Source organism: Pseudonocardia hispaniensis (genome assembly GCF_042658695.1).
GTDB lineage: Bacteria > Actinomycetota > Actinomycetes > Mycobacteriales > Pseudonocardiaceae > Pseudonocardia > Pseudonocardia hispaniensis.
Genome location: NZ_JBHSQW010000033.1, coordinates 21,721 through 38,285, shown reverse-complemented (window position 1 = coordinate 38,285; position 16,565 = coordinate 21,721). Strand labels below are relative to the sequence as shown.

Sequence of the window (16,565 nt, the reverse complement as noted above, 5' to 3'; positions counted from 1 at the left end):
CCGCGGGCCGCCGCCCGCGCAACCGGGCGGCGGCCCGCCCGTTGATCCGCACCCGCGCGGCAGACCAACGTCAATCGAGTAGGTCCAGGAGGACCAATGGCCAAGGAACTTCGATTCGGGGCCGAAGCCCGTCACGCACTCCAAGCCGGTGTCGACCAACTGGCCGAGGCGGTGAAATCCACGCTTGGCCCCAAAGGCCGTAACGTCATTCTGGAGAAGATCACCGGAAGCCCGGAGGTCACCAACGACGGGGTGACCATTGCCCGCGAGATCCACCTGCGCGACCAGTTCGAGAACATGGGCGCCCAGCTGGTCAAGGAAGCCGCGGTCAAGACCAACGACACCGTCGGCGACGGCACGACCACTGCCACCGTGCTGGCCCAGGCCATCGTCCGGCAGGGGATGAAGGCGATCGCCGCCGGCGGCAATCCGGTGCTGGTCAAGCGCGGCATCGACATGGCCGTCGGCGCGTTGGTCGAGCGTCTCGCCCAGGTGGCCCACCCGGTCCAGAGCGAGGAGGACTACGCGCGCGTCGCCGCGATCTCGGCCAACGACGACGAGGTGATCGGGCGTGTCGTCGCACGGGCGCTGCACACCGTCGGCGACGATGGCGTGGTCACGGTCGAGGACACCCCGACGCACGGCATCGGCGTGAGCTTCGTCGAGGACTTCGAGTTCGACAACGGCTATGTCTCGCCGTACATGGTCACCAACCCCGGCACGCTCGAGGCCATCGTCGACGACCCGTACATCCTGTTCTCCGCGGAGAAGATCAAGGATGTCCAGTCGTTGATGCCGATCCTCGACCAGATCATGCGGGCCGAGCGGCGGCCGCTGGTGGTCGTCGCCGAGACGGTCGAGGGCACGGCATTGCAGATGCTCGTGCACAATCATGTCAATCGGACCTTCCAGGCCGTTGCGATCAAGGCGCCCGGGTTCGGTGAGAAGCGCATCCACCTGCTCGAGGACATGGCGGCGCTGTGCGGCGGCAAGGTACACAGCAAGAGCTCGTCGTTCGCGCTGGAGCAGATGACGACCGAGCACCTCGGCCGGGCCTCGCAGGTGCGGGTGACCAGCGACAACACGACGATCATCGGTGGCGGTGGTGACCGTGCGGCGCTCGAGCTGCGGCTCACGCAGCTGCGCGCCGAGCTCGTCCGGGCGACCATCGGGACCGACGAGGACTTCCTTTCCGAGCGGATCGCCCGGCTGTCCGGCAAGGCGGCGATCATCGGGGTCGGTGCGCCGACGAACGCCGAGGCCAAGGAGATCCGGCACCGGGTCGACGACTCGTTGCAGGCCACCCGAGCCGCCATCGCCGAGGGCATCGTCGCCGGCGGGGGTGCCGCGTTGCTGCACGCCGAACCTGCACTCGACGGCCTCGACGTCGAGGGGGACTACCGCATCGGGGTCGAGATCGTGCGCAGCGCGCTCACCGACCCGGTGCATCTGATCGCCTCGAACGCCGGCTATGACGGTGATGAGGTGGTCAAGCAGGTCACCGCGATGGGCGTTGACGAGGGCTTCGACGCCCTCGAGGGCCGCTACGGGGACATGGTGGAGATGGGGATCATCGACCCGTTGCGCGTGGTCCGCTCCGCCCTGCAGAACGGTGCCTCGGTCGCCGGGCTCATCCTCACCACCAACTCGCTGGTGGCCGAGGAGCAGACGCCCTGGAACAAGGCCTTGATGACCGAGTTCGGCCCGCTGGACGAGGGTATTCCACAGCCCTCGCCGGACTCGAGCACCCCGCAGTCCCTCGGCCTCGGCCCCTCGGTCGGCTGACCCGCGAGTCGGGGTATTTCCGAGCGCGAGTCGCGGTATTTCCGTGCGCGAGTCGCGGGATGTCCGCGCCCGGTGGGCTGTCGGAGGCCGTTCCGATCAACCGCTGTAGGAGGCCGAGATGTACTGCGTCGCCTCCGAGCGCTACGCCGTGGTGGACGCCCAGGTGCATGCCTGGGACGGCAGCCCGCACAACCAGGCCGGGCCGTCCGGCGAGGAGTTCGTGGCGGAGCTGTACCGGCGCCACCGACTCCTCGACCGGTCGCCCCGGCCGGTCGCGGCCGATGAGTTCGCCCGGGTCACCGAGGCGGGCCTGATCGCCGACGTGCTCGGTGGGCACGTCGACCGCGGCGTACTGCAGCCCGTCGTGCTCGACGAGCTGTTCGTGCTCGGATTCAGCCCGGCGGCCTGGAACGCCGAGTTCGCCGAACAACTTCCCGGCCGGTTCGTGCTCACCGGCGAACTCGACCCGAGCCTGGGTTCGGCGGGGGCCAGGGGCCTCGCCGCGCGGGTTCGCAACGGCGACCTGCGCGGCCTGCACCTGGCCCCCGCCCGGCGGCCCAATGGCCGGCTCGGCCTCGCCGAGCCCTGGCTGCGACGGGTGCTGGCGCGCTGCGAGCAGTCCGGAGCCGCCGTCGTGCACCTCGGTGTCGGCCCGTCGGCACCGGCCGGAGCCGACGGGCCCGACTGGATGGTCCGCGCGACGACCGGATCCGCCGCCGTCGCCGGTCCGCGATGGCCGGAGTGGGCCGACCCCGTGCGGGCGGGCTCGGCGTTGCCGGTCCGCACCCGCGCGGCCCAGCGGCCGGCCGGCATTCGATTCGATCCGGCGGAGCTGCGCGAGCTCGCCCGAGCCCTGCCGCGCGTCCAGTTCGTCCTCGGGGCGGCCTGTCTGCCGACGACCCAGCTGTGCCGGCTCGCCCGGTTGCCCAACGTCCACGTCCTGCTCACCGACCTGCTGGCCGGCCTGCGGATCCGCCCGCTCGAGGCCGCTCGGGCGCTGGGCACCCTGCTCGAGGCGTTCGGTGGGCACCGGCTGCTGTTCGGCAGCGGCTATCCGATGTTGCGCCCGGGACGGCTGGTGGCGGAGTTCGCCGCCTTCCGCTTCCCCGCCGAGCTGCGCGGGGAGTACGCGGAGCTGGACGTGGCGACCCGGCACGCAATCCTGGGCGGCAACGCCGCCCGGCTCTACCGCATCCCGCTTCCGGTGGGTTCCACCGCTCCCCAGCTGGCGCTGCGCCGTCCAGGCGCGGGCTCCTAGCCCGCCCTACCCGGACGGCGCAGCGTCAGGACGACCGCACGACGCGGCGCGTGGCGACCCGGATGAGCAGCGCGGCCGCGAAACAGGCCACGCAGGTCAGGCCGACGGCACCGCCGATCGAGCTGTTGAGCGCGAGCGCGACCCGGTGCCCGGCGATGGCCCCGAACCACCCCACGGCCACCGTCAGCCCGACCATCATGGTCAGGCGCTCGGTGAGCAGGTAGGCCGTCGCCGCCGGGACGATGAGCATGGTGACCACGAGGATCGCGCCGACCGCCTCGAACGAGGCGACCGCCGTCACCGCGACCGCGCCGAGCAGCAGCCGCGACAGCAGCCGGGGCCGAAGGCGGATGGTCGTGCTGAACTCGGGGTCGAAGGTGGTCGCCTTCAGCTCCTTCCACACCAGCCCGACGAACAGCGCGTTGAACGCCGTCACGACGGCGAGCACGACCGCGGCCCTGGCGAACTGGAAGCCGGCGACGGTGACCGTGTCGAACGGGGTGAACGCGATCTCGCCGTAGATGGTGGAGTCGAGGTCGAGGTGGATTCCCTCGGCGAACCGGGTCACACCGAGTACCCCGAGCGAGAACAGGGCAGGGAACGTCAGCGCGATGGCCGCGTCCGAGGCCACCAGCCGGCTGGCCCGCAAGGCATCGATCGCCAGCACGCACAGCACCGCGAAGACCACGGCGCCCAGGATCACCGGCAGCGGCGCCCGGGTCTGCCCGATCAGCCAGACGGCGACGATCCCGGGAAGCACCGCGTGGCTGACGGCGTCGGACAGCAGTGCCATACGCCGCAACACGAGAAACGGGCCGAGCAGCCCACATGCCGTCGCGACCAGGCCGGCCACGATGACGATCACGACGTCGTCGCTCACGGGCGTGCCTTCGCCGGTCCGCGCCGCCCGCGCAGGGTCCGCCACAGCAGTCCGCGACCGGGCGCCAGTGTCAGCGCGAGGACGACGACGGCGAACCCCATCAGGATCACCACCGGTCCGGTCGGCAGCTCGGCGTGGGTGGCGGTGAGCGCACCGCTGGCCCCGACCACCGCGCCGACCAGACCGGCAAGCGCGAGCACCACGGTGAAACGGTTCGCGAGCTGGCGGGCGGTGACCGTGGGGATGACGAGCATCGCCACCATCAGGATCGCCCCGACCATCCGGACGCCGACGACCACCGCGACCACGAGCAGCCCTGTCATCAGCGCCTCGACGGCCCGCACCGGTAACCCGATCGCGCCCGCGTAGCTCGGGTCGAACAGTGTCGTCGTCAACGCGCGGCGCAGGACCAGGACCACGAGCAGCCCGGCGCCGCCGACCGCCCCCATCATGGCGACGTCGCGCTCCAGCAGCCCGGCGGCCTGCCCGAACAGATAGTTCTCCAGGCCGGCCTGGTCGGCGTTGCCGCTGCTGGCGATGTGGGTCAGCAGGACGACGCCGAGGCAGAAGAAGCCGGAGAGCACCACGCCGATCGCGGCGTCCGGGCGAATCCGCCCGACCCGTTCGATCCCCACCATGAGCAGCGCCGCGATCAGTCCCGCGATGCCGGCGCCCACCAGCAGCGACGGTACGTCCTTCACCCCGGTGAGCAAGAACGCCAGGCAGACGCCGGGCAGAGCCGAGTGCGCCACCGCGTCGCCGACCATGCTGCGCCTGCGCAGCACGGTGAACGCACCGAGCGCGCCGCTGGTCACCCCGAGCACGACCGCCCCGACAACGACGACGGTGTCGGTGTACGGCAGGCGCAGCAGTGTGCTCAGCTCACCCATCCGACCGTCCCCCCGCCGGGGCCGAGGTAGGCCTCGTGGATGGCTTCGTCGGTGAGCACGTCCGCGGTCGGCCCACAGCCCAGTACCTGCACGTTGAGCAGCAGCGCCCAGTCGAACAGGGCCCGGACCTGGGCGATGGCGTGGTGCACGACGATGACGGAGGCGCCGTCCCGGCACAGCTCGCCGAGCAGGGTGAGCAGGTCGGTCTCGGTGCGGGCGTCGATCCCGGCGAACGGCTCGTCCATCAGCAGGACGGACGCCTGCTGGGCGAGCGCGCGGGCGAGGAACACCCGCTGCCGTTGCCCGCCCGACAGCTGGCCGATCTGCCTGCGCGCGAACGCGCTCATCCCGACCCGCTCCAGGCAGTCCCGGGCGATCTCCCGGTCGGCCCGGCCGACACGGCGGAACCAGCCGGTGGCCCGGTAGCGGCCCATCTCGACGACTTCGCGAACGGTGATCGGAAAGTCCCAGTCCACCGATTCCCGCTGCGGGACATAGGCGACGTGGTCGAGCACCGCCTTGCCTTCGGCGCCGGCGATCCGGACCTGCCCGGTGTCGGCGGGAATGAGGCCGAGTGCTGCGCGCAGCAGCGTCGACTTCCCCGCACCGTTCGGCCCGACGATGGCGCTGAGCGTTCCGGTCGGGAACTGCGCGTCGACATCCTTGAGCACCGGGACCTGCCGGTAGGAGGCGGTCAGCCCCCGGATCTCCACCGCGGGCTCGGCCGTGCCGGTCGTTCTGGTCGGGACCGTGCCCGGACTCGGGCTGGGCATGAGCATGGTCAGCCTCCCGCTGCTGCGGCGGGCGCGCCCAGCGCGTCCGCGATTCGGTCGACGTTGGCGCGCACCATTCCGATGTAGGTGCCCTCGGGGGTTCCGGGTGACCCGGCGGCGTCGGTGAACAGTTCCCCGCCGACGACGGCGGTGTGCCCGCGCCGGGCCGTCGCGGCCAGGAGCGCGTCGATGGTCTGCCGAGGCACTGAGGTCTCGATGAACACGGCGGGGATCCGGCGGGTCGAGATCAGCTCGGCCACCCGTTCGATATCCGCCGTGGTGGCCTCGGCCGCGGTGGAGATGCCTTGGATGGCCGCCACCTCCACGTCGTAGCGGCGGCCGAAGTAGGCGAACGCGTCGTGGGAGGTGACCAGGACCCGCCGCTGCGCCGGAACGGCGGCCATCCGATTGCGGGTCTCGGTGTCCAGGGCGGTCAGTTCGGCGAGGTAGCCGTCCAGGTTGCGCTGGTAGTCGGCGGCATGGCCGGGGTCGGCCGCGGCGAGCGTCTCGGCGATCGTCCGGCTGGCGTGCTGCCAGAGCGAGACGTCGAACCACACGTGCGGGTCGGCCTCGGTGCCTGCCGTGGGCTCGTGCAGCAGCTGATCGCGGGGAATGCCGTCGGTGACCGCGCGGACGGTTCGGCTGTGGCCGAGTTCGGCGAGCAGGTCGCCCATCTTGCCCTCGAGGTTGAGCCCCCCGTAGAAGATGATGTCGGCCTGGCGCAGCGCCTGCACGTCCCCGGCGCTGGCCCGGTACAGGTGCGGGTCCACCCCCGGCCCCATCAGCCCGGTGACCGTGACCCGGTCGCCGCCGATCCGGCCGACCGTATCGGTGATGAAGTTCGTCGTCGTGGTGATGTGCAGCGGACGGCCGTCGGTGATCGGCGCCGTGCCCGACGCTTCGGACGCGCAACCGGCGAGGGTGAGCGCCGCGGTCAGGGCGACGATCACCGTCAGTAGCCGCCTCACGAGGTCACCCGCCCGTGCACCAGACCGAGCAACTGCTCGCCGAGGGCGTGCTCGCGGTCGTCGTCGACGCGGATCCACAGTGGCCCGCCGAACGGTTGGCGTTTGGTGAGCTGGACGGTGACGCCGGGGTGGATGCCGAGCTTGGCCAGGTAGCGCAGCGCGGCGCCGTCGTCGTCGAAGACGCGTTCGACGAGGAAGCGGCACCCGACCGGCGCGCTCGCCAGGGGGGTGCTCCAGCTTTCCTCGTGCTGTGTCCCCGGCCGCGGGATCGGGTCTCCGTGCGGGTCGCGGGCGGGGTGCTTCAGGTACTCGTCGATGCGGGCGAGCAACCGATCGGACACCGCGTGTTCGAGCAGGTCGGCCTCGACGTGGACCTCGTCCCAGGTCAGCCCCAGCACCATGGCGAGAAAGGTCTCCAGCAGCCGGTGCCGGCGGACGACGTCGCGGGCGTGGTCAGCGCCGTGCGCGGTCAGCGCGATCTGGTGGTCGGGTCCGCGATCGACGAGACCGTGGGCCGCCAGCCGCTTGAGCATCGCCGATGCCGACGGCGGGGTGACATTCAGGTGTTGGGCGAGGGCGGAGGTGCGGATCTGTTCGCCCCGCCCGGCGCGTACGTAGATCGTGCGCAACGCGTCCTCGACGGACGGGGACTGGACGACCCCACAGCATGAAGCCTGCTCTAACTCAACCATTAGGCTCCTCTAATTGTCTCCTGGGCGAACTCTAATGAGAGTTTTCGGTAAGCGGAAGATCGACTGGGTGGTCGTCTCAGACTGAGACGCCGTTCACGGGTCGCGACGCCGCCACGAACCGGCCGACCGGGGCCGTGGGCCTAGGCTGGGTGCGTGGTGCCGTGCATGATCGATTCGGCCGCGGCCGGTGATTTCGTGGGCCTGTCCGGCGCGCAGATGCGGCCGAGGTGGCCCGCGAGGTGACCAGGGGCCTGCGCGGCGCCTCGTTCCGCCTCATGCTGGGTGCGACGGCGCTCGGTTTCGGTGGATACGCGCTGCTGCTGCCGGTGGTGCCGCTGTGGGTGGTGCACGGCGGGTCCGGGGCGTTCGGGGCCGGAACGACCACCGGGGTGCTGCTGCTCGCGACGGTGATCACCCAGCTCTGGGTGCCGTGGCTGCTGCGCCGCCACGGGCACCGGTTCGTGCTCGGGGCCGGCCTGGTGCTGCTCGGGGGGCCGGTGCCGCTGCTCGTGCTCTCGGCCGAGCTCGGTCCGGTGCTCGCGGTCTGCGCGGTCCGCGGAATCGGGTTCGGCCTGCTGACGGTGGCCGGAAGCGCGCTGGTGGCCGAGCTGGTGTCACCGCCCGAACACGGCCGGGCGACGGCGCGCTACGGGTTGGCGGTCGGGCTGCCGCAGCTCGCGGCCCTGCCCGCCGGGGTGGCGGTGGCGGGGCAGTACGGCTTCCCGGTGGTGTTCCTGGTCGGTGCGATGCCGCTGCTGGGTGTGCCGCTGGTGCCGTTCATCGGGCTTCGGCCCGCGTCCGGCCCCGCGTCGCATCCGGCCGAGCGGGTCGAGCGACTGCGGCGCAGCGCGGTCGGGCCGGTGCTGGCCATGCTCGCCTGCTCCACGGCCCAGGGCGGACTCGTCACGTTCCTGCCGTTGGCCGCGGCCGATCCGGACCTCGTGGCGCCGATTGCGCTGTTCGGCACCGCTGCGGGCGCGCTCGCCGGACGCCTGGCGGCCGGCGAGCTCGTGGACCGCCGGGATCTCGCCGGGAGGCTGCTGTGGCCGGGCGTGCTGATGGTGACGGCGGGCATGGCGGCGGAGGTGCTGGCCGCAGGCGTATCGGGCGCCGCCGGGGGCGCCGGGTTGGTGGCCGGGGCACTCGTCGTCGGCGTGGGCTTCGGGCTGGTACAGAACGACGCGCTCGTCGCCCTGTTCGCGGCCGCGGGACCGCAGCGGTACGGCACCGCGAGCGCGGTCTGGAACATCGCCTACGACGCCGGGACGGCGGCGGGCGCGGTCGGCCTCGGGGCGATCGCGGAACCGTTCGGCTTCCGGGCGGCGTTCGGCGCGGCGGCGCTGCTGCTCGTGCTGGCGGCTCCGCTCACCCGGGCCCGGGATCGTCAGGCCAGCTAGTCCAGCACCCGGCGGGCCACTGAACAGACGCTGTCGCGATCGACGCTCGCCACCGTCCCGTCGGTGATCGGGTGAGGAGTCGCCTGGTTCAGTGCAGCACCACCGGAAGCGACTCGAGTCCGTAGACGATCGAGGTCTTGCGGAACGCCACCTTGTCCGGGCTGATCGCCAGGCGCATCGCGGGAAACCGGCGCACCAGTGCGGGATAGGCGGCGCCCAACTCCATCCGGGCCAGCTCCGCGCCGACACAGCGATGGATGCCGTAGCCGAACGCCAGATGCGACGTGGGTGTCCGCGACGCGTCGAAGCTCTCCATGCCGGGGCCCAAGGCGTCGTCGCGGTTGGCGCCGCTGAGCGAGCACAGTACCACATCCCCGCGGGCGATCTTCACCCCTCCGATCTCCGTGTCCTGCGTGGCAATGCGCGGGAAGGCCACCTGGACCACCGTCAGATAGCGCAGCACCTCCTCGACGAACCGGACGCCGGCGTCGTCGTCGTGGCGGAGCCGCTCGGCGGCATCCGGGTTCTGCAGCAGCACCAGCGCGCCGAGGGCCAACATGCTCGCGGTGGTCTCGAACCCGCCGGTGAGCAGGCCGTCGGCGAGCCCGGTGAGCTCCTCGTCGTCGATCTCGTCGCCATGCTGTTTGATCAGCATGCCGAGCAGTCCATCGTCCGGTGCCTTGCGCTTCTCGACGATGACCGTGCGCAGATAGGCCAGGGATTCCGAGATCGCGTTCAGCGAGGCGTCGGCGGGCTGGACGAGGTCGAACCGGGCGGCGCTGAGCCGCTGGAAGTCGGCGCGGTCGGCGTAGGGGATCCCCAGCAGCTCGCAGATCGTCAGCGACGGGATGGGGAGGGCAAAGGACTGCCAGAGATCGACCGGCTGCGGTGCGGCCTCCATCGCGTCGAGCTGTTCGGTGATGATGGCATCGATTCTCGGTGCGAGCCGGGCCAGTCGGCGCCGAGTGAACTCCGGCGTGAGCAATCTGCGCAACCGGGTGTGCACGGGAGGATCGGAGAAACCCAATCCCCCGGGATTTTGGTCCGCGGTAACTCCGCCGTTACCTACCAGGTGGTTGAAATCATTGCTGAATCCCTCGGAGCGACCGAGGACGGCCTTGGTCTCCTCGTAGCCGGTCACCAGCCATGTATTGAGTCCAATTGGCACCTTCAACGGGCTGACGGGCTGCGTGCGGCGCCTGAGTCCCAGCTCAGGGACGGGGTCGAGGCCGTTTCGCCGCAACGGCATCAGCGTCTTCCTGGGCAGGTAGGAGAGCTTTGACAGGGCGAAGCTGCTGTTCCGGGAACCTGCGAGGTACCTACGTGCGAACACGGCGACGACCCGCGAACCCAATCCCATGATCAAAAATTCTAATAGCCGTCGGCATGTCCACCGCCGCGGCCCGCGGTTCGGCGCGGTCGATGAGTCATTCGTGCAGGTAGCTGACCGAGAACCGGCCGTCGGACAGGGGGCTGGTGCGGGTTTCGAAGCCGCGGCTGTTGGTGGCGTCGATGGCGAAGGCGGCGGCACCCGGTTTCTGCCCGTCGACCGTGACGTCGGTGAACCTGATCACGTCGAACCGGGGGAGCGAACCGGCGGCCGGTTCCACGACGATCTCGGCGGAGGCGTCGGCGGCGTCGGCGACGGCGGTGGCCTTCCGGGTCCACTTCCTCGTGTTGTTGGTGATGGTCATCGTGTAGGTCCGTCCGCTGCGGACCACGCCGGCCGTCATCGAGTCGCCGGGATGGACCGGGTTCGCGTAGTAGACCGGGAGATCAGGAACCATCTCGTACCACGCCTGGCGGATCGGCGCGCCCGAGGAACATGCGGTCGCCACGCCGGTCTGTTGGACGGTGCTGCTGCCGTAACCGTCGATGCCGACCCAGATCGCGAACCTGTTGTTCACCGAGGTACACGTGACGGCGGGCTCTCGCCAGCTGGCGGACACCGAGCGGAATCCCCGGCCCACCGTGACGAATCCCGACCAGTTTCCGCCGTCCTGGTTGAACCTGATCGGTTCGATCCCCGGGGCGTGTTCCGTGCCGCCGGACCCCGACCCGGCCGAACCGGCGAGCAGCGACGCCGTGCCGGTCAGCAAGGCGAGCAACATCACGATGGTTCGTCCGGCGAATGTGTGGTGGTTTCGCACCTCGCTGCCCATCCCGTCGTCCGGCGTCGATGTCGAGCGGCCTCACTGGCGAGCGTCGAACGCTACAAACCGGCTCCGTTCGCGGCACAGAGCCGGACGGAGCAATTCGCGCGGCCTCGGAGCTGTCGCCGATATCGCGGCGGGTCGGTAGCGGGATACCCTCGCCGAGCCCCGGACAGCACTGAATTCGATCATTCGGCAACCGGGGGAACGGGCGAACCCAGCCCTTGTCAACGCGTCCTCGGCAGGGCACTGTATCCGACCAATGCGCACTCGGGGCGTGGCCAATCGGGGAGGTCGGCCATGGGTGACGCCAGGGCATTCCTCCGTACCCCCCGCGAGCCCCCGCGCCGCAGGCCGGTCGATCTGCGGTTGCGGGACTGGCGTGAGGTGTACGAACCGTTGTCCGACGGCCGGTTGCGGCACCAGGCCGCACGCTGTATGGATTGCGGGGTTCCGTTCTGCCATCAGGGGTGTCCGCTGGGCAATCTCATCCCCGAGTGGAACGATCTCGTCTCCCGTGATGCGTGGTTTGCCGCAGTCGAGCGACTGCATGCCACGAACAACTTCCCGGAGTTCACCGGAGTGCTCTGCCCGGCCCCGTGTGAGGACGCGTGCGTGCTGGCGATCAACAGCGATCCGGTCACGATCAAGCAGATCGAACTGCAGATCATCGAACACGCCTGGAGCAGCGAGTGGGTACGTCCGCTACCGCCGCATCGGCGGACCGGGCGGAAGGTCGCTGTAGCCGGCTCCGGCCCCGCCGGGCTTGCCGCCGCGCAGCAGCTCACCCGGGCCGGCCACGATGTCGTCGTCTACGAGCGGGCCGACCGGATCGGCGGGCTGCTGCGCTACGGCATCCCCGAGTTCAAGATGGAGAAGCGCCGCCTCGACCGGCGCCTGGGGCAGATGGTGGCCGAGGGGACGGTCCTGCGGCCCGGCGTGGAGGTCGGCGTCGACCTCACCGTCGACGAACTCCGCTCCGGATGCGACGCGGTGGTCCTGGCCGGGGGAGCCACCGCCCCCCGTGAGCTGCCCGTCCTGGGCCGGGACCTCGCCGGCGTCCATCTGGCAATGGAGTATCTGACGTGGGCGAACCGTGTCCAGGAGGGCGATGTCGAGGTCTCTCCGGTCACCGCCGAGGGTCGTGACGTCGTCATCATCGGTGGCGGCGACACCGGCACCGACTGCCTCGGCACGGTCCACCGGCAGCGGGCGCGGTCGGTGGCGCATCTGGATATCCGGCCGCGCCCACCGGCCCGGCGCACCGAGGACATGCCGTGGCCGACCTACCCGGCGATCTACCGGACCTCCCCGGCCCACGAGGAGGGCGGGGCGCGGCGGTTCGCCGTCGACACGATCGAGTTCCTCGGGGACGGGCGCGGCCGGCTGCGGGCGATCAGGATCGTGGAGGGGTTCCGCGACGAGCACAAGCGTTTCCATCGAAGGACCGGTGCCGTCGAGGAGATTCCCGCCCAGCTCGCGCTCCTGGCCCTGGGCTTCGTCGGTCCCGAGCGCGGCAGGCTCCTCACCGACCTCGGAGTGAACCTCGACGAACGCGGTAACGTCGCGCGCGACGAGAACTTCATGACCAATGTCGAGGGCGTCTTCGTCGCAGGCGATATGGGCCGCGGGCAGTCGCTGATCGTCTGGGCGATCGCCGAGGGCCGTGCCGCCGCGGCCGGCGTCGACACCTATCTCACCGGCCGGGACCTGCTCCCGCGCTCGATCCGCCCGACCGACCGGCCGATCGCGTGACTCGGACTCAGCGCCGCCGACGGTCCGGGCAGCCCCCCGCTACGTCGTCTCGGCCTCGTCGATGAGGTCGCCAGGATCCTCCCCCACCGGTCGGCATGCGCGGTCCTGGACCGGAATTCGATGATGATCGATGGATCGAGCCTCTTGCGTATCCGTGCCGGCGGCATCAGCCTGTATCGCAGACCCAGAGACGGTACTCGCCCGAGCGAAGGAGCCGGGTCGACGACCGGCGTCACGGGTGGGCGGATACCACCGGATCGGGATAACTCCGTGCGCGCCAACGTTTACGCAGGAGGGTCGTCATGACGGAGAAGCCGCACGCCGCAGGGACGGTTGCCCCTGGCGATGTCACCCGTCGGGTCGGGGTCGAGATGCTGCGGCAACGGGGGATCGACGTCGAACAGCTGATCCAGAAGCTGATCGACAATGCGGCCGCGGAGTTCGCCTCGACGTACTATTACTACTCCATTCTCCGGATGTATCTGGCCGGGCACGAGGATTACAAGGAGATCTGCGAGGATGCCCGGCTGGAGGACCGCCAGCACTACGAACTGATCCTGCCGCGCATCTACGAATTGGGCGGATCATTGCCCTATAGCCTGCACGAGTTCGCCGACCGGGCCGGCTGCCCGCACGCCTACCTGCCGGGCACCGACAACGGCGCGCATCCGCCCGAGCAGCCACCCTCGGCGGCCGACATCCTCACCGTGCTGCTGGAGGCCGAGCGGTGCGCGATCCGCTCCTGGCAGGAGATCTGTGACATCTGTGCCGGCAAGGATCCGCGCACCTACGACCTGGCCGCGCGAATCCTGAACGAGGAGATCGAACACGAAGCCTGGTTCGTCGAGCTGCTCGCCATGGAACGCGACGGGCAGGTCCAGCCGTCCGGCCACTTCCGGCGCGGCGCACCGGGCGAGGCCCCGTACTCACGCAACCGGGCCTTCCACCATGGCGGTGCCGGAAACTGACGAGCGGTCCGTGCCCCGGAACGAGCAGGACACCTTCAACGTCACGTTCGAGCTGCCCGATGGACGCGAGCGCACCATCAGCGCACACGGCGACGAGTACGTCCTCGCCGCCGCCCGCCGGGCCGGGCTCGACCTACCGAGCCGCTGCGAGGTGGGCTGGGATCTGGCCTGCGCGGTCCGCGTCCTGGACGGTGAGCTCGACCATTCCGATGCCCAGCGCTACTTCCCGGCCGATCGCCAGGCGGGTTTCGCGCTGATCTGTCGCGCCACCCCGCGCAGCGACCTGCGGCTGCGCACCCACCAGGGCAGCGCCATGCGCGATCACCGCCTCGCCCACCGCCTCCCGACCCCGTACGCGGTGTGAGACGCGGTCGGCCGCGATGACTTCGCCCGCCATCGCGGCTAGGTTCCTCGCCATGATCGAGCGTTCGGACGACGGAGACATCGCGGTGCTGCGGCTGGCCCACGGGCCGGTGAACGCCATGGACCTGGAGCTGTGCGAGAGCTTGATCGCGCAGTTCCACTCGCTGGTCACCGATCCGGCGCGCGCCGTCGTCCTCATCGGCAGCGGGTCGTCATTCTCCGCGGGAGTGGATCTTCGTCGCTTCCTCGACGGCGGCGCCGACTACGTGAAACGGTTCTTGCCCGCGCTCGCCGGCTGCTTCCAGGCCGCCTTCGAGCTGACCACACCCGTGGTCGCGGCCGTCAACGGGCATGCGATCGCCGGCGGCTGCGTGCTCGCCGCCACCGCCGATGTCACGCTGATGACCGACGGCAAGGGCCGCATCGGGGTCCCGGAGATCAAGGTCGGGGTGCCGTTCCCGCGGATCGCGCTGGAGGTGCTGCGCTACGCCGTGGGGGAGGTCGCGGCCCGCAGGCTGGTGCTCGGCGCCCGGACATATCCGCCCACCGAGGCCAAGGCCCTCGGGCTGGTGGACGACCTCGTCGAGGGCGACGACCTGCTCGCCCGCGCCGTGCAGGCGGCGCGCGAGCTGGCCGAACAGGCGCCCGCCGACACGTTCGCCGCCACCAAGACCCAGCTGCGCCGCGAGGCGCTCGAACGGACCGCGCGCTACGCCGACGACGACGCCACCGCGATCCAGCTATGGAGCAGTCGGGCCACCGACGGCTGGACCGCCCGCTACCTGGAGTCGATCACCCGGCGCTGAATTGGGCGCTGCCGCGCTGCGGCGGGGCCGATACGGTGAGGCATGTCGCTCGGCAGCCCCCACCCGCATCCAGCAGGCGCGCACCTCAGGCCCCCGCTCGGCATGGCGCTCGGGGTGGTGGCCGGGAGCGGGCGGCCGGGCCCGTCGCGGATCGCGGCACCGGTGGGCGACGCGGTGCTCGACATCGCGTCGTTGGCGGTCGCCGAGAACGGGCCGCACGCGGCGCTGCTGCACCGGCCCAACCTCGATGGGTTGCTCGCCGCCGGGCGTCCGGCCTGGCGGGAGGTCTTCGGGTGGCTGGCGGAGCAACTGGCCGACCCCGATCGGCTGAGCGGGCACCTGCTGCCTGCCACCGGGGTGGTCCCGGTGCTGCCGTTCACCGTCGCTGACTACGTCGACTTCTTCGCCTGCGAGCAGCATGCGGTCAACGTCGGGAGGATCTACCGGCCCCACGCGGAGCCACTCACCCCCAACTGGAAGCACCTGCCCCTCGGATACCACGGGCGCGCGGGCACCGTCGTCGTCAGCGGGACCCCGGTGGTGCGGCCGGTCGGCCAACGCGGGCCGGGCGATGCGGGACCGACCGGTGCGCTCGATGTCGAGGCCGAGATCGGGTACGTCCTCGGCGGTTCGGGCGGCGTCCCCGGGGAGCCGGTCGAGCTGGCGCACGCGCTCGACCACATTTTCGGCGTCGTGCTCCTCAACGACTGGTCGGCCCGCGACATCCAGGCCTGGGAGTCCCGGCCGCTCGGACCGCTGCTGGGCAAGTCGTTCGCGACGTCGATCTCGGCGTGGATCACCCCGCTCGACGAGCTCGCGGCCGCCTGGATCGATCCGCCGCCACGCGATCCCCAGCCGCTGCCCTACCTGCTGGGGCCCACGGACCGCGGGCTGGACCTGACGCTGGAGATCTGGTTGAACGGCGAGCTGGTGTCCAGTCCACCTGCCGCCGACCTGTACTGGACGCCCGCACAGCTCATCGCACATCTGACGTCGAACGGGGCGTCGCTGCGTGGGGGTGATCTACTCGGTTCCGGCACCGTCTCGGGCGCCCGCCGCGAGCAGCGCGGCTGCTTTCTCGAGCTGTCCAGGAACGGCGCCGAACCGGTGAGCCTGGCCGACGGCTCGTCGCGCGCCTATCTGTGCGACGGCGACGAGGTGGTGATCACGGCGACCGGCCCCGCGGTCGGTGGCGGGCGGCTGTCGCTCGGCGAGGTTCGCGGCACGATCCTGCCCACGACGTCGAGGATCTGACCCGCCCCGCCGTGATCGGCGTGTGGGCGGCTTCGGCCGCGATTCGCGCGGCTTGCGGCTCCCCAATGGTGATCAAGGCTGGTGGGTGGGCCGCCCCGGCACCGGCGGGGCCGAAGCCGGGCTAGACCGGGAGCAGGGGCGCGGGTTCGCCCAGGGCGTCGGCGATCAGGGGTGGGATCTCGCGCTTGCCCGAGCCGTCGGTGGCGATCACCACGTAGACCGTCCGCCCGGTGCACGTGACCTCACCGGCCCGGCGAACCTCGAAGTCGAGCGCGAAGCTGGTCCGTCCGAGCTTCGCCGTCGACACCGCGACGACGACCTCGTCGCCCCAGCCGATCCCGGCCTTCCAGTCGATCTCCGAGCGAACGAGTTGCACGTCGTAGCCTGCCTCCGTCATGCGCCGGTAGGGCAGCCCGCGGTCGAGCAGGAACGCCGTCATCGCGTCGTCGAAGTACGCGAGGTACCAGGAGTTGAAGACGACGCCCTGCGCATCGACCTCGAGATAGCGCACGTTGACCGGGTGCAGGAAGACATCAGCCACCCCGCGAGCGTATGCGCCCGGCGGGCGTGACCTGCCGCCGCTCGAGCCGCGCACGTGCCGCCGGGCGACGCGTGCGCCGCTC

General features: G+C 70.9%; 16 protein-coding genes. 8 read left to right on the top strand and 8 right to left on the bottom strand.

Translation table 11 applies throughout. The features are described from left to right. The first annotated feature begins 96 nt into the window (after positions 1–96). Positions 97–1,785: a chaperonin GroEL gene (groL, locus tag ACFQE5_RS15560; protein WP_379585789.1), complete on the top strand. Its 1,689-nt coding sequence runs from the start codon at positions 97–99 to the stop codon at positions 1,783–1,785. Between the two features lie 118 nt (positions 1,786–1,903). After that, positions 1,904–3,043 carry an amidohydrolase family protein gene (locus ACFQE5_RS15555; protein ID WP_379585787.1) on the top strand — a complete coding sequence of 380 codons (1,140 nt, stop codon included), beginning with the start codon at positions 1,904–1,906 and terminating at the stop codon, positions 3,041–3,043. 25 nt (positions 3,044–3,068) lie between these two features. On the opposite strand, the gene ACFQE5_RS15550 is transcribed toward ACFQE5_RS15555, so the two are convergent. The 5 genes from ACFQE5_RS15550 to ACFQE5_RS15530 are packed head-to-tail and all read right to left on the bottom strand — an operon-like array spanning position 3,069 to position 7,246. After that, complete coding sequence (locus ACFQE5_RS15550) at positions 3,069–3,923, bottom strand: metal ABC transporter permease (RefSeq protein WP_379585785.1); 855 nt, start codon at positions 3,921–3,923, stop codon at positions 3,069–3,071. Continuing rightward, entirely contained in the window at positions 3,920–4,813 is an 894-nt protein-coding gene (locus tag ACFQE5_RS15545) for a metal ABC transporter permease (protein ID WP_379585783.1), read from the bottom strand. The genes ACFQE5_RS15550 and ACFQE5_RS15545 overlap by 4 nt, the downstream gene beginning before the upstream one ends. Further along, on the bottom strand, positions 4,801–5,586 hold the full coding sequence (locus ACFQE5_RS15540; protein ID WP_379585781.1) for a metal ABC transporter ATP-binding protein: 786 nt from the start codon (positions 5,584–5,586) through the stop codon (positions 4,801–4,803). Before ACFQE5_RS15540 ends, ACFQE5_RS15545 begins: the two co-directional genes overlap by 13 nt. Positions 5,587–5,594: 8 nt before the next feature. Further along, entirely contained in the window at positions 5,595–6,554 is a 960-nt protein-coding gene (locus ACFQE5_RS15535) for a metal ABC transporter solute-binding protein, Zn/Mn family (protein WP_379585779.1), read from the bottom strand. Then, positions 6,551–7,246 carry a metal-dependent transcriptional regulator gene (locus ACFQE5_RS15530; RefSeq protein ID WP_379585777.1) on the bottom strand — a complete coding sequence of 232 codons (696 nt, stop codon included), beginning with the start codon at positions 7,244–7,246 and terminating at the stop codon, positions 6,551–6,553. Before ACFQE5_RS15530 ends, ACFQE5_RS15535 begins: the two co-directional genes overlap by 4 nt. A 239-nt stretch (positions 7,247–7,485) precedes the next feature. On the opposite strand from ACFQE5_RS15530, the gene ACFQE5_RS15525 reads away from it, so the two are divergent. Further along, the gene (locus ACFQE5_RS15525) at positions 7,486–8,643 is read left to right on the top strand and encodes an MFS transporter (RefSeq protein WP_379585775.1); all 1,158 of its coding nucleotides are present in this window, start codon (positions 7,486–7,488) and stop codon (positions 8,641–8,643) included. A gap of 88 nt (positions 8,644–8,731) precedes the next feature. Here the strand turns inward: ACFQE5_RS15525 and ACFQE5_RS15520 are convergent, their stop codons facing one another. Then, a complete protein-coding gene (locus ACFQE5_RS15520; protein ID WP_379585773.1) occupies positions 8,732–10,003 on the bottom strand; it encodes a cytochrome P450 in 1,272 nt (423 codons plus the stop codon). 67 nt (positions 10,004–10,070) lie between these two features. Next, positions 10,071–10,805 carry a G1 family glutamic endopeptidase gene (locus tag ACFQE5_RS15515; protein WP_379585771.1) on the bottom strand — a complete coding sequence of 245 codons (735 nt, stop codon included), beginning with the start codon at positions 10,803–10,805 and terminating at the stop codon, positions 10,071–10,073. Positions 10,806–11,096: 291 nt separating this feature from the next. Between ACFQE5_RS15515 and ACFQE5_RS15510 the strand changes: the two genes are divergently transcribed. From ACFQE5_RS15510 to ACFQE5_RS15490, 5 genes are all read left to right on the top strand, one after another. Beyond that, on the top strand, positions 11,097–12,551 hold the full coding sequence (locus tag ACFQE5_RS15510; RefSeq protein ID WP_379585769.1) for a glutamate synthase subunit beta: 1,455 nt from the start codon (positions 11,097–11,099) through the stop codon (positions 12,549–12,551). 302 nt (positions 12,552–12,853) lie between these two features. Beyond that, positions 12,854–13,519 (top strand): DNA protection during starvation protein, encoded by a 666-nt coding sequence (gene dps / locus ACFQE5_RS15505; RefSeq protein ID WP_379585767.1) that lies wholly within the window; start codon positions 12,854–12,856, stop codon positions 13,517–13,519. Positions 13,520–13,529: 10 nt separating this feature from the next. Then, positions 13,530–13,883, top strand: coding sequence for a 2Fe-2S iron-sulfur cluster-binding protein (locus ACFQE5_RS15500; protein ID WP_379585765.1), 354 nt, complete (start codon positions 13,530–13,532; stop codon positions 13,881–13,883). Positions 13,884–13,935: 52 nt separating this feature from the next. Next, positions 13,936–14,688 (top strand): enoyl-CoA hydratase/isomerase family protein, encoded by a 753-nt coding sequence (locus ACFQE5_RS15495; RefSeq protein ID WP_379585763.1) that lies wholly within the window; start codon positions 13,936–13,938, stop codon positions 14,686–14,688. A gap of 42 nt (positions 14,689–14,730) precedes the next feature. Beyond that, on the top strand, positions 14,731–15,942 hold the full coding sequence (locus ACFQE5_RS15490; protein ID WP_379585761.1) for a fumarylacetoacetate hydrolase family protein: 1,212 nt from the start codon (positions 14,731–14,733) through the stop codon (positions 15,940–15,942). Positions 15,943–16,063: 121 nt separating this feature from the next. Here the strand turns inward: ACFQE5_RS15490 and ACFQE5_RS15485 are convergent, their stop codons facing one another. After that, the gene (locus ACFQE5_RS15485) at positions 16,064–16,483 is read right to left on the bottom strand and encodes an acyl-CoA thioesterase (protein ID WP_379585759.1); all 420 of its coding nucleotides are present in this window, start codon (positions 16,481–16,483) and stop codon (positions 16,064–16,066) included. Between the last annotated feature and the right edge of the window lie 82 nt (positions 16,484–16,565).